The 12,371-nt window shown below is 32.4% G+C and carries 11 protein-coding genes; 6 read left to right on the top strand and 5 right to left on the bottom strand.

Annotated features, from left to right (window positions below):
* Nucleotides 1–2: 2 nt before the first annotated feature.
* The 3 genes from ACFQ1R_RS09315 to ACFQ1R_RS09305 all read left to right on the top strand — a co-directional run bounded on the left by ACFQ1R_RS09315 (nucleotide 3) and on the right by ACFQ1R_RS09305 (nucleotide 2,928).
* Nucleotides 3–593 (top strand): HupE/UreJ family protein, encoded by a 591-nt coding sequence (locus ACFQ1R_RS09315; RefSeq protein WP_379925899.1) that lies wholly within the window; start codon nucleotides 3–5, stop codon nucleotides 591–593.
* A gap of 311 nt (nucleotides 594–904) precedes the next feature.
* Nucleotides 905–1,336, top strand: coding sequence for a deoxycytidylate deaminase (locus tag ACFQ1R_RS09310; RefSeq protein WP_379925898.1), 432 nt, complete (start codon nucleotides 905–907; stop codon nucleotides 1,334–1,336).
* Entirely contained in the window at nucleotides 1,336–2,928 is a 1,593-nt protein-coding gene (locus ACFQ1R_RS09305) for a S41 family peptidase (protein ID WP_379925896.1), read from the top strand. The genes ACFQ1R_RS09310 and ACFQ1R_RS09305 overlap by 1 nt, the downstream gene beginning before the upstream one ends.
* Before the next feature lie 55 nt (nucleotides 2,929–2,983).
* On the opposite strand, the gene ACFQ1R_RS09300 is transcribed toward ACFQ1R_RS09305, so the two are convergent.
* The 3 genes from ACFQ1R_RS09300 to ACFQ1R_RS09290 are packed head-to-tail and all read right to left on the bottom strand — an operon-like array spanning nucleotide 2,984 to nucleotide 4,391.
* A complete protein-coding gene (locus tag ACFQ1R_RS09300; protein ID WP_379925895.1) occupies nucleotides 2,984–3,589 on the bottom strand; it encodes an FAD-dependent oxidoreductase in 606 nt (201 codons plus the stop codon).
* On the bottom strand, nucleotides 3,589–3,792 hold the full coding sequence (locus tag ACFQ1R_RS09295) for a hypothetical protein (RefSeq protein WP_379925894.1): 204 nt from the start codon (nucleotides 3,790–3,792) through the stop codon (nucleotides 3,589–3,591). Before ACFQ1R_RS09295 ends, ACFQ1R_RS09300 begins: the two co-directional genes overlap by 1 nt.
* A gap of 11 nt (nucleotides 3,793–3,803) precedes the next feature.
* Nucleotides 3,804–4,391, bottom strand: coding sequence for a MarC family protein (locus ACFQ1R_RS09290; protein WP_379925893.1), 588 nt, complete (start codon nucleotides 4,389–4,391; stop codon nucleotides 3,804–3,806).
* 108 nt (nucleotides 4,392–4,499) lie between these two features.
* On the opposite strand from ACFQ1R_RS09290, the gene ACFQ1R_RS09285 reads away from it, so the two are divergent.
* The 3 genes from ACFQ1R_RS09285 to ACFQ1R_RS09275 all read left to right on the top strand — a co-directional run bounded on the left by ACFQ1R_RS09285 (nucleotide 4,500) and on the right by ACFQ1R_RS09275 (nucleotide 9,034).
* Nucleotides 4,500–5,066: a DUF3109 family protein gene (locus tag ACFQ1R_RS09285; RefSeq protein WP_379925892.1), complete on the top strand. Its 567-nt coding sequence runs from the start codon at nucleotides 4,500–4,502 to the stop codon at nucleotides 5,064–5,066.
* A gap of 285 nt (nucleotides 5,067–5,351) precedes the next feature.
* The gene (locus ACFQ1R_RS09280; RefSeq protein ID WP_379925891.1) at nucleotides 5,352–6,332 is read left to right on the top strand and encodes a ribonucleotide-diphosphate reductase subunit beta; all 981 of its coding nucleotides are present in this window, start codon (nucleotides 5,352–5,354) and stop codon (nucleotides 6,330–6,332) included.
* 224 nt (nucleotides 6,333–6,556) lie between these two features.
* The gene (locus ACFQ1R_RS09275) at nucleotides 6,557–9,034 is read left to right on the top strand and encodes a ribonucleoside-diphosphate reductase subunit alpha (protein ID WP_379925890.1); all 2,478 of its coding nucleotides are present in this window, start codon (nucleotides 6,557–6,559) and stop codon (nucleotides 9,032–9,034) included.
* 116 nt (nucleotides 9,035–9,150) lie between these two features.
* Here ACFQ1R_RS09275 and ppnP read toward each other — a convergent pair whose 3' ends face one another.
* Nucleotides 9,151–9,432 carry a pyrimidine/purine nucleoside phosphorylase gene (ppnP, locus tag ACFQ1R_RS09270; protein WP_379925887.1) on the bottom strand — a complete coding sequence of 94 codons (282 nt, stop codon included), beginning with the start codon at nucleotides 9,430–9,432 and terminating at the stop codon, nucleotides 9,151–9,153.
* Between the two features lie 99 nt (nucleotides 9,433–9,531).
* Complete coding sequence (locus ACFQ1R_RS09265) at nucleotides 9,532–11,955, bottom strand: inorganic phosphate transporter (protein WP_379925885.1); 2,424 nt, start codon at nucleotides 11,953–11,955, stop codon at nucleotides 9,532–9,534.
* Between the last annotated feature and the right edge of the window lie 416 nt (nucleotides 11,956–12,371).

Raw genomic sequence — 12,371 nt, 5'->3', positions numbered from 1 at the left:
GCATGTTTGATAATTTTTGGTTTAATGTTCAGTACGGTATCAACCACGTGTTAGATATTAACGCCTACGACCACGTTTTATTTCTTATCGTACTAACCGTACCATACCTTTTTAAAGACTGGAAACGCGTACTACTTTTAGTATCCATGTTTACCTTAGGGCATACGCTTTCACTAGTGTTATCGGTCTATGGCATTATTACTGTAAAAGCGCAATTAGTAGAGTTTTTAATACCAATTACCATATTAATTGTAGCACTTTTTAACGTATTTACATCGGGCAAAGGCGCACAAAAAGAAAAAGTAGGCATACTATTTCTATCAACATTATTTTTTGGCTTAATACATGGTTTGGGCTTTGCACGTGAGTTTAAAATGCTACTAAGCGATTCCGATAATAAACTAATTTTGTTACTAGAATTTGCATTAGGCATCGAACTAGCACAAATAATAATCGTATTTGCAGTATTACTTCTAGGCTATATTATGCAAACCGTTTTCAGGTTTAATAAACGCGATTGGATAATGGTAATTTCAGCTATCGTAGTAGGATTAGTAATCCCAATGATACTTAATAGCGAGTTTATAGCATAAATTTTTTTTGCGTTACCCAAGGGTCGGGCTTTCGCAAGTCGCACTCTGCGAGGTGCTCCAACAATTGCTCAATCCCTAACGCACCAATCAGCCAAATTAGCTACCATTCAGCCAACTTTTGTAAAACTTTAACGAACTTGCGTTGTAATTAAAATACGAACCAAGTATCTTCGTTATATTGTTTTGCGTTAGGGATAGTAGTGAAAATCCTTTTTTGCCATTAAAAGCAAAAAAGATTGCAACGTATAGCCCGACCTGATTCCTGAACTTTTTTCAGGATAAAGGTAACGCCATAATTATAAATAAAATTAATGCCAGAACAAAAGCAACTTAAATACGATAAAGCCTACTTACGAATTGCACAAGAATGGGGAAAATTGTCCTATTGCCAACGCCGTCAAGTTGGTGCGTTAATAGTAAAAGACCGCATGATAATTTCTGATGGGTATAATGGTACGCCATCAGGTTTTGAAAACTTTTGTGAAGATGATGAAGGTTATACAAAATGGTATGTGCTTCATGCCGAGGCTAATGCTATTTTAAAAGTAGCAGCTTCAACCCAATCGTGCAAAGGAGCAACGCTTTACATTACCATGTCGCCGTGTAAGGAGTGTAGTAAACTAATACACCAAGCTGGTATTGTAAAAGTAGTATACCATGAGGCTTATAAAGACGATTCTGGACTAAAATTCCTAGAAAAAGCAGGAATAAAACTAAAACAAATAACCGATTTAACAGCATAATGCCATACAAAAAAAAATACTTGCCATTAATTTTAGGTGTTGCAGTAGCAGCAGGTATTCTTATTGGCGCCAAATTAAATTTTAGCGATTCGACCGATAAATTGTTTTCTAAAAACAGTAAAAAAGATAAACTTAATAGGCTTATAGATTATATTGATTACGATTATGTTGATAATATCAACACCGATAGTATTGTAGATGTTACCGTTAATGGCATCTTAGAAAACCTCGACCCACATTCGGTTTACATTCCAAAATCGGAAATGCAAAGTGTAGCCGAAAACATGAAAGGCGATTTTGTAGGTATTGGTGTTAGTTTTTATCCATATCGCGATTCTATTGCAGTAATAAGAGCTATTGAAGGTGGACCAAGCGAGCAAGCAGGTATAAAAGGTGGTGATAGAATTCTTATTGCCGATGGCGATACACTTTTTGGTAATAAATTTAAAGATGGCGATTTAGTTAAAAAACTTAAAGGACCATTAAACAGTAAAGTAAATTTGAAAGTATATAGAAAAGGTGAACCAAAACTTTTAAATATTACCGTAAAACGCTCAAACATACCAATAAAAAGTGTAGATGCGGCGTATATGCTTACCAAAAAGCTGGGCTACATAAAAGTAAACCGTTTTGCAGAATCTACTTATAAAGAATTTGACAAAGCCTTAAAAAAACTTTTAAAAGAAGGCGCTACTGAAATTGCCTTAGATTTACGAGATAACCCAGGCGGATTTTTAGGTATTGCCGAAGAAATTGTTGATGAGTTTTTAGAAGATGAAAAACTTATTTTATTCACCAAAAATAAACGTGGTACAATTGAAAAAAGCTTTGCAACTAGTAAAGGCGATTTTGAAAAGGGAAAAATTTACGTACTAATAAATGAAAATTCAGCTTCAGCAAGTGAAATTGTTGCAGGGGCATTACAAGATAACGATAGAGGTACTATTGTTGGGCGTCGTTCCTACGGAAAAGGTTTGGTGCAACGCGAAATGGATTTGGGCGATGGTAGCGCGGTACGATTAACGGTTTCACGATATTACACACCAACAGGTCGTTCTATTCAACGCCCATATAAAAATGGTAATAAAGATTATTACGATGAATATTTTGAGCGTTTAAATAGTGGCGAATTGCTTGATCCAGAAAAAATTCAAGTTGCCGATTCGTTAAAATATAAAACGCCAAAAGGTAAAATTGTATATGGTGGTGGCGGTATTATTCCAGATGTTTTTGTGCCAATTGATAGTGGTATGGAAAATGAAACTTTAACTTATTTACAACGTCGTGGGTTTATTGGTTATTTTGTTTTTGAAACGTTGGAGAAAACTAGGAAATCATACACAGGTATTTCAAGACAAGAGTTTATTGATAAATTTGAAGTTAGCGAAGCTATGGTTTATGCTTTTCAAGAGTATTTAAATTTAAGAACGGAGTCTAAATTAACCTTTGTAGCTTACCACGATCAAGTAAAACAATACCTAAAAGCCACATTAGCAGACCAACTTTATGGTGCAGGTGCTTTTGAAGAAGTTTTCAATAAGCATGATATTATGATTGAAGAAGTTATTGATTTGAGTAACGGTAAGAAATAGGGCTTCTTTTAAGTGCTAATAGTTTTGTTTTTAAACCAAAAGCAGCTGTGGAGGATTAACCAATCTTATCATGCACTTTCACATGCTTACCGCCGTTCCAAAGCGTTAAAATATCGGTAGCTACATGCGCACCACTACCAGCACAAATTGCAAACTGGCTACGCCAACCCGCAAGCGAACCCGCAACATACAAGTTTTTGTCAACTAAATGGTCGGTGTTTTTTAACCAAATTCTATTTTTTTCAATTTCGGCTCTTGGGTGTGGTTCTATATAATTTTCTAATCCTTTAATGGTTATTAAGTTTGTATAACCAACAGCAACAACTACAATTGCAGCTTTGTATGTATGCTTATTGGTTTTAACTTGAAAAACACCTTCAATTTTTGAAAGTTCTAAAACCTTTTCATGTTCAATTTGTTCAACGTGTGGGTATAAGGTTTTTAATTGTGTTTTTCCATCGTTTAGAATAGATTCACCTGTAGTTCCAGGTGTTAAACCTAATACATTATTAAATAAAGCAGTTTGTAAATGCGATGTTTTTTGGTGTATAATAATGCCAATTTGCTTATTTTCAGCAAAGGGTTTACCATTAGCAGAACCCAATACCAAAGCACATTGCAAACCTGCGGCACCGCCACCAATTATTAACGCATCAAACATTAGTTACGGCCTTTTACTTTAGCTTCAATACGTTTAGAAATTCTAAGGATTGTCATCATTAAAATAACACAAAATCCTGATAGAATAGTTATTAAAGCTATAATGCTTTCGCCTTCAAAAGGCGTATTAAAATCAACTTTAGTAAAGTTAAAAGCAATAAGAGCTAAAGCAAGAACACTAATTATAATAGTTAAAATTTTCATGAGTATATAAATTATATGATTTCAAATAGCGCTTTAATGTTGTGGGCAAAAAGCTTTACAGCAATGGCTAAAAGTACCACGCCAAACACTTTTCTAACAATGCTAATACCGTTTTGCCCCAAAAATCGCTCAATGGTTTTTGATGTTTTTAAAACAATAAAAATAACAATAACGTTTAATATAATGGCAATTATAATATTTTCGGTTTTAAATTCAGCTCTTAACGATAGCAAGGTTGTTAAACTACCTGGACCAGCAATTAGTGGAAATGCTAACGGAAATACCGAAGCAGTATCGGCAGTGTGTTCTTCATGTTTATAAAGCGTAATACCCAAAATCATTTCCAAAGCAATAAAAAATAGTATAAACGAACCTGCAACAGCAAACGAGTTTACGTCAATACCAATTAAATTTAAAATGCTTTTTCCTAAAAATAGAAACGATACCATTATTATGCCCGAAATAATAGCGGCTTTTCTACTATTAATATGTCCTACTTTTTTACGTAAATCTATAATAATAGGAATGTTGCCTACAATATCAACCACTGCAAACAATACCATAAAAGCTGTAAATATTTCTTTAAAATTAAGTTGCATTTGTATGCGTATTAAAATTTGATGCAAAAGTACAGTATTGAAATTAATAACTATGACAGCTAAAAGCTAAAGTTTCGTTATTTTTGCCAACTACTACATAAAATAAATATGTTTCAAATAGGTAAAACCATTGTTTCAGAAGAAATTATAGAAAAAGATTTTTTATGCAATCTTTCAGCATGCAAAGGTGCTTGTTGCATTGATGGTGATGCCGGCGCGCCACTTGATGCAGATGAAGCCGAAATTTTGAAATCTATTTATCCTAAAGTGAAACCCTTTTTACGTAAAGAAGGCATAAAAGCTATTGAAGAACAAGGTGTTTATACAACCTCTGAACATGGCGATTTAGAAACACCGTTAATTAATGGTGCCGATTGTGCTTACGTTATTTTTGATAAGAAAAAAGTAGCACTTTGTGCAATTGAAGAAGCTTATAATCAAGGTGAAATTTCATGGAAAAAACCAGTTTCTTGTCATTTATACCCAATTCGTGTGCAAGATTACACCGAATTTTCTGCAGTAAATTATAATAAATGGGATATTTGCGATGATGCTTGCACACTTGGTAAAGAGTTGCAAGTACCGGTTTATAAATTTGTAAAAGAAGCATTAATTAGAAAGTTTGGAGCCGATTGGTATGCCGAGTTAGAAACCATTGCCAACAACTTGAAATAGCTTTAAAAACCGCCCAAAACACCTTTAAAACAAGGGTTTTAAAAATGAAAATCTATTTTTTTTCTGTAAACTTTTTGAATTTATAAAAAGCATAAAACACTAATTATCAAATAATTAATCTTTTTTATTTGTAAACTTCTCATACCTAGTGTTTTTTGTAATTGTTAAAAACTTCTTAACAATGTTTATAACTAAACCTTTCATTTTTAACATCATTTTTCAATCTTTGTTACTTCCCAAATCGACATAAATCAATTGTCTAATTTTAATATAAACACAACAACAATGTCTCAAGCTATCGAACCCATTTTACAAGAAAACAAAGATCGTTTTGTTATTTTTCCTATTCAACATCATGATATTTGGGAATGGTATAAAAAATCGGAGGCAAGTTTTTGGACCGCAGAAGAAATTGACTTACATCAAGATCTTACAGATTGGAAAAATAAATTAAATGATGATGAACGTTATTTTATAAAACACATTTTAGCATTTTTCGCAGCTTCTGATGGTATTGTAAATGAAAATTTAGCTGAAAATTTTGTAAATGAAGTACAATATAGTGAAGCGAAATTCTTCTACGGGTTTCAAATCATGATGGAAAACATTCATAGTGAAACCTATTCACTTTTAATAGATACCTACGTTAAAGACGAAAAAGAAAAAGACCTATTATTTAATGCCATAGAAAATTTTCCTGCTATTAAGAAAAAAGCAGATTGGGCTTTAAAATGGATTGAATCGCCAAGTTTTGCAGAGCGTTTAATAGCTTTTGCTGCTGTAGAAGGTATTTTCTTTTCAGGTGCGTTTTGTTCAATTTTTTGGTTGAAAAAGCGTGGTTTAATGCCAGGATTAACATTTTCAAACGAATTAATTTCTCGTGATGAAGGTGTGCATGCCGATTTTGCAGTGCATTTGCATAACAAGCATTTGGTAAATAAAGTGCCAAAATCAAGAATTAGAGAAATTTTAGTAGACGCATTAAATATTGAGCGTGAGTTTATTACAGAATCATTACCAGCAAGTTTAATAGGTATGAATGCCAAATTAATGGCGCAGTATTTAGAATTTGTAACTGATAGGTTGCTAACTGAATTAGACTGTGAAAAAGAATATAACACAGCCAATCCATTCGATTTTATGGATATGATTTCACTACAAGGAAAAACCAATTTCTTTGAAAAACGTGTGTCTGAATACCAAAAAGCAGGTGTTCTTAATAAAGAAGAAGAAAAAGATAAGTTTACGTTTGATGCAGATTTCTAATAGAAATTAATTCAAAAAAGTAAATAATCTAAAAACTTATATTAAGTGTTATTCTCATGCACTTATACTGAATTTATTTCAGTTATATGAGAAATTTCAATTTTATCAAACCAACTAAACCAACTAAGTATTAAACTAATTGTTAATTAGATTAGTATTTGGAATAAGTAATTAACCATTTTTCTGAAGGTGTATCAGGAAATTTAAAAAACAGTGTAATAATTATGTATGTAGTAAAAAGAGATGGCAGAAAAGAACAGATTATGTTCGATAAAATCACCGCAAGGGTGCGAAAATTATGTTATGGATTAAACGAATTAGTAGATCCATTAAAAGTAACCATGCGCGTCATTGAAGGCTTGTATGATGGCGTTACTACTAGCGAACTTGATAATTTAGCTGCCGAAATTGCTGCAACCTTGACTACGGCACACCCAGATTACGCACGTTTAGCTGCACGTATTTCTGTATCAAACTTACATAAAAACACCAAGAAAACCTTTAGTGAGGTTATGCACGATTTATATACTTACATAAACCCAAGAACAGGCAAAGAAGCACCACTTTTGGCCGATGATGTTTATGAGGTAATAATGAAAAACAAAGATGTTTTAGATTCAACAATTATTTATAACCGCGATTTTGGGTATGATTATTTTGGGTTTAAAACCTTAGAACGTTCTTATTTATTAAAACTTAATGGCGCTATTGCAGAACGCCCACAACACATGTTAATGCGTGTGGCAGTTGGTATACATTTAGACGATTTAGAGTCGGTTATTGAAACCTACGAGTTAATGTCTAAAAAATATTTTACACACGCTACACCAACACTATTTAATGCTGGCACACCAAAACCACAAATGTCATCTTGTTTCTTGTTAACTATGAAAGATGATAGTATTGATGGTATTTACGATACATTAAAGCAAACAGCCAAAATATCGCAATCTGCAGGAGGTATTGGTTTAGCAATACATAATGTTCGTGCTACAGGAAGCTATATTGCTGGTACAAATGGCACAAGTAACGGTATTGTGCCAATGCTTAAAGTATTTAACGATACCGCTCGTTATGTAGACCAAGGTGGCGGAAAACGCAAAGGAAGTTTTGCAATGTATATTGAAACATGGCATGCAGATATTATGGATTTTCTAGATTTAAAGAAAAACCATGGTAAAGAAGAAATGCGCGCACGCGATTTATTTTACGCTATGTGGATTTCCGATTTGTTTATGAAACGTGTTGAAGAAAATGGCTCTTGGACGCTTATGTGCCCTAATGAATGCCCAGGTTTAGATGAAGTACATAGTGAAGCGTTTGAAGCCTTATATTTAAAATATGAAGCTGAAGGAAAAGGCAGAAAAACCATTAAAGCGCGCGAACTTTGGGAAAAAATATTAGAATCTCAAATTGAAACAGGCACGCCATACATGCTGTATAAAGATGCCGCAAACCGTAAATCGAACCAACAAAATTTAGGAACCATTCGTTCTTCAAATTTATGTACCGAAATTTTAGAATACACATCTCCAGACGAAGTTGCTGTTTGTAATTTAGCATCTATCGCTTTACCAATGTTTGTTAAAAATGGCGAATTCGATCATAAAGAATTGTTCCGTATTACAAAACGCGTTACCAAAAACTTAAATAAAGTAATTGATAGAAACTATTACCCAGTAATAGAAGCAGAAAACTCAAATATGCGTCATCGTCCTATTGGATTAGGGGTGCAAGGTTTGGCAGATACGTTTATACAACTGCGTATGCCTTTCACAAGTGATGAAGCAAAACAATTAAATCAGGATATTTTTGAAACGTTATATTTTGCTGCAGTTACTGCCAGTATGGAAGAAGCTAAGGCAGATGGTCCGTATCAAACTTATGAAGGTTCACCAATAAGCAAAGGGCAATTTCAATATAACCTTTGGGGCTTGAAAGAAACCGATTTAAGTGGTATGTGGGATTGGGATAAATTACGTAAACAAGTACTAAAACATGGTGTACGTAATTCACTTTTAGTAGCGCCAATGCCAACAGCATCTACATCTCAAATTTTAGGAAATAACGAATGTTTTGAACCATATACATCAAACATTTATACACGTCGTGTTTTATCGGGTGAATTTATTGTAGTAAACAAACATTTACTTGAAGATTTAGTAGAATTAGGACTTTGGGATGATAATTTAAAGCAAGAAATTATGCGTGCTAATGGTTCGGTACAAGGTATCGATATCATTCCACAAGATATTAAAGAACTATACAAAACCGTTTGGGAGTTAAGCATGAAAGACATTATCGATATGTCTCGCCAACGTGGTTATTTTATAGACCAGTCACAATCACTTAATTTATTTATGGAAGGTGCAACTATGGCTAAATTAACCTCTATGCATTTTTATGCATGGAAAAGCGGTTTAAAAACAGGTATGTATTATTTACGTACTAAGAGTGCTGTTGATGCTATTAAATTCACGCTACAAACTACTAAAAAGGAAGAACCTGTAGCAGAAGAAACTATAGTAAACCAAGAAGTAGAACAAGAACAGAAAAAACATATTGCAGAAGTAAATGCCGCTAAATTTGCTAAACAGCATAAACCTGTTGAAGTAGAACCTATGAGTGCAGAAGAAATGAAAGCACTTATAGCACAAGCAAAGGCAGCAGAAGGTGATGATTGCCTAATGTGCGGATCATAATAAGTTTTGCCCCAAGTTATTTAAAGTGTATTTGAAAGTAGTTTTTCAAGTATAATGTTTAAAAAAGAAGCACCTCAATTGAGGTGCTTTTTATTTTATTATATTTAAAGTGTTTTTTATTTATACTGGCACAAATAAGATGTTTGAACAGAAACTTTAACCTGAAACTTTTTATTAGCATCAATTTCATATGCCTCACCAGCTTTATATGTAACCCATTCTGAAGCTTCTGGTAATAAAACCGTCATTTCACCTTCTATAACACGCATGGTTTCGTGTTTTGAGGTTCCAAATTCATAACTACCAGGGTTCATAACACCTAAGGTTGAATTTCCTATTGCTGTGGTGTAACCTATAGATTTTACATTGCCTTCAAAATATTCGTTTACTGAAATCATTTTTATATCATTTTAATTTTAAACAAAAGTAAATAAATTATAGAAACAACAAAGCCAACACTGTAAATGCTGGCTTTGTTTTAGAATAAAAATTATATATTATTCTTTTGTTTCAGTCGAATCTGTTGAATCTGTTTGCTCTGGTGATTCAGATTGTTCTTTCGTTAAATCACTTGAATCTTTTGACTCTTTCGAATTTTTTAATTCTACAGGTTTTGTTGATTTTGGATGATTTACAATTACAGTAGCTGGTTTTACCGAACTATCATGTGCATTGTAATATTCTTCCAAAAGATTCATAGAAGCATTCAATAAATCTTTTGTTTCTAAAAGTAAACTAAAATATAAAGTTGTGTTTTTAGGGCTCGATTCTTCAGTACGAGTACGTTCTACTTGTTTTTGAATTTTAGAAGTTACTAAGCCTAAAATTTCTTGTTTTCTTCCTAAAATGATACCTATTTCTTCAAAAGATCGAGAATCAAAAGCTTTTTGGGTATTGTTAAAAAAAGTATCAAAACGTTCATCAACTTCTTTTAATTCTTTAATTTGATTAAATTTTAATTTTTTATGATTGTTTTGTACGTGTTTATAGCTCACTTTAGTAATATATTCTAAAGACTGAGTCATGTCTTGAAGATAGCCTAAAATATGTATATAAAAGTTACTAGCACCAACACTTGAGTCATCTAGATTTTTAATAAAATAGAAAATGTTATCGCGCAATTCATCAACTTCGCTAGATAATTTTACTATTTGTTTTTTATTCTTTTTTAATAAATCCAAGTCTTGTTTTGCAAGACCATTTATGGCATTTGTATATATTTTATTGCCACGTTTTACAACATTTGCAATATTATTTGCGCTTTCATGTATTACGCCTTGTATAGAGCTGCTTTCTGCTTTAGTTAAGCTGTCTTCAGTCTTAGCTTCGGTTGTTTGTTTTCTGTGCGCTATATAATTTCTTACTAATAGCAAAATTGCTACTAGTAATAAAACAGGTACCATAACTACTACATTCCAATTTAATAAATAAGCAATTGTTGCAGCTGCAATAAATGCAATAATTGCAGTAAAAAACCAGCCACCAATAACATTTAATACACCAGCTACACGGTAAACAGCGCTTTCTGCACCCCATGCTCTATCTGCTAAAGACGAACCCATGGCTACCATAAATGTTACATAGGTTGTAGAAAGTGGTAGTTTCATAGATGTAGCTACCGAAATTAAAATTGCAGCAACCATAAGGTTTACAGCTGCTCTAACCATATCAAAAGCAGGAAGTTCATCTGTTTTGGTTAAAGCTAAATTAATTTCTGGCTTTTCAAACTGCTTGTCAATCTTATCTTGCCAAGTTTTTGGTAAAATGTAAGAAGCCATTTGAGAAAAACCAACAGCAAGCCTAACAAAACCGCGAGATAAATAATTAGGTTGAAAACGTTCTTTACCATCGCCTTCTCTAGATAAATTTATTTCTGTTTCAGTAACCGATTTTGCCTTTTTAGAGAACCATAAGGTTACTATCATAATAAAACCAGAAATTATTAATAAAATAGTTGGTGTTGGCACGTTATCAGACAGGAATCCCATTTCAAAATTTTCAGGAGCAATACCTGATTCAGCCCAAGCTGTATAAGATTGCCAACCAGTAATAGGAACACCAATAAAATTAACCAAATCATTCCCTGAGAATGCTAATGCTAGTGCAAAAGTTCCAATTATAATAATAATTTTATATATGTTTTGTTTAGCAAAAGAAATTAAGGCAAAAGAAATAGAAGACCAAATAATAAGGCATAGCAATATTATTGTAAAAGAATTTGATTTTAGAAATTCTTTAATAGTTACGCCTCCTATAATATCATAACTTTGTTTTGCAAATGTTGTGCCGCCAATACCTTTTATAAAAATGAAATAGGTAATAGCGGTAATTGCTAAACCTCCAAAAAGTGCACCTACCCAATTTGACTTTTTCTCGTAATTAAACGAAAGTAAAAATCTAGCTACCCATTGTACAGCAATACCAATTGAAAAAGCAAGAGCTACAGATAATAAAATTCCAAAAATAATTTCGGTTGCTTTGGATGTGTTAATGTAATTTACAACATCCAGAAAATTACCACCATTTTTACCAATTTTAATAAGTGCCATAGCTACCGATGCTCCTAATAAATCAAATACAATAGAAACAGTAGTAGAGGTTGGCATACCTATAGTGTTAAAAAAATCTAACAGCAAAATGTCTGCTATCATAACCGCCATGAAAATAATCATGATTTCATTAAACATGAATTGGTTTGGATTAAAAATACCTGAACGTGCCACTTCCATCATGCCACTAGAAAATATGGCTCCTAATCCAATCCCTATACTAGCAACTATCATGATTATTTTAAAAGGAACTGCTTTGGAACCGATAGCAGAGTTTAAAAAATTAACGGCATCATTACTAACACCTACAATTAAATCGGCAATAGCTAAAACCGCAAGGGCAATTATCATTAATAAGTAAATACTATCCATTATATTGGTAAATAAGTTTGCAAATATCTTATGTATTTAAAAATGCTAAGTTATGTAAATGTTATATTTTATTTGATAAAAACAAGATTTTACACTTTTTTTGATTAAAAAAATGCTGAATTTCAAATATATGAAGGTGTTAACAGGTTATATTTGAAATAAGTAATCAAAAAAAGCTGCCTCGGCCTAAGGCAGCCTTATTAGAAATCATGATAATGTAGTCGACAAAAACTAAAAGATTATATGAAAAACTAATTGTTATGTCTTAAGACAATGCTAATTTCATTGTTTTAAATTAGCTAATTGTAACTATAGTATTAAGTAATTATTATCAATTCGACAATATTTAACATTGATAAATAGTTGATTTACAATTTATTAGTATTTTAATGTTAATTTAATGTTATGTAAATGTT

Origin of the sequence: Mariniflexile jejuense, assembly GCF_042675665.1 — a bacterium.
GTDB lineage: Bacteria > Bacteroidota > Bacteroidia > Flavobacteriales > Flavobacteriaceae > Mariniflexile > Mariniflexile jejuense.
The sequence above is the reverse complement of the archived record's forward strand: the minus strand, read 5'-3'. Positions and strand labels throughout refer to the sequence as shown.

What these genes read in the sequence shown, in the direction of transcription:
- ACFQ1R_RS09315 (WP_379925899.1), top strand. Translation starts at nt 3, where the DNA reads ATGTTTGATAATTTTTGGTTTAATGTTCAGTACGGTATCAACCACGTG.
- ACFQ1R_RS09310 (WP_379925898.1), top strand. Translation starts at nt 905, where the DNA reads ATGCCAGAACAAAAGCAACTTAAATACGATAAAGCCTACTTACGAATT.
- ACFQ1R_RS09305 (WP_379925896.1), top strand. Translation starts at nt 1,336, where the DNA reads ATGCCATACAAAAAAAAATACTTGCCATTAATTTTAGGTGTTGCAGTA.
- ACFQ1R_RS09300 (WP_379925895.1), bottom strand. Translation starts at nt 3,589, where the DNA reads ATGTTTGATGCGTTAATAATTGGTGGCGGTGCCGCAGGTTTGCAATGT.
- ACFQ1R_RS09295 (WP_379925894.1), bottom strand. Translation starts at nt 3,792, where the DNA reads ATGAAAATTTTAACTATTATAATTAGTGTTCTTGCTTTAGCTCTTATT.
- ACFQ1R_RS09290 (WP_379925893.1), bottom strand. Translation starts at nt 4,391, where the DNA reads ATGCAACTTAATTTTAAAGAAATATTTACAGCTTTTATGGTATTGTTT.
- ACFQ1R_RS09285 (WP_379925892.1), top strand. Translation starts at nt 4,500, where the DNA reads ATGTTTCAAATAGGTAAAACCATTGTTTCAGAAGAAATTATAGAAAAA.
- ACFQ1R_RS09280 (WP_379925891.1), top strand. Translation starts at nt 5,352, where the DNA reads ATGTCTCAAGCTATCGAACCCATTTTACAAGAAAACAAAGATCGTTTT.
- ACFQ1R_RS09275 (WP_379925890.1), top strand. Translation starts at nt 6,557, where the DNA reads ATGTATGTAGTAAAAAGAGATGGCAGAAAAGAACAGATTATGTTCGAT.
- ppnP (WP_379925887.1), bottom strand. Translation starts at nt 9,432, where the DNA reads ATGATTTCAGTAAACGAATATTTTGAAGGCAATGTAAAATCTATAGGT.
- ACFQ1R_RS09265 (WP_379925885.1), bottom strand. Translation starts at nt 11,955, where the DNA reads ATGGATAGTATTTACTTATTAATGATAATTGCCCTTGCGGTTTTAGCT.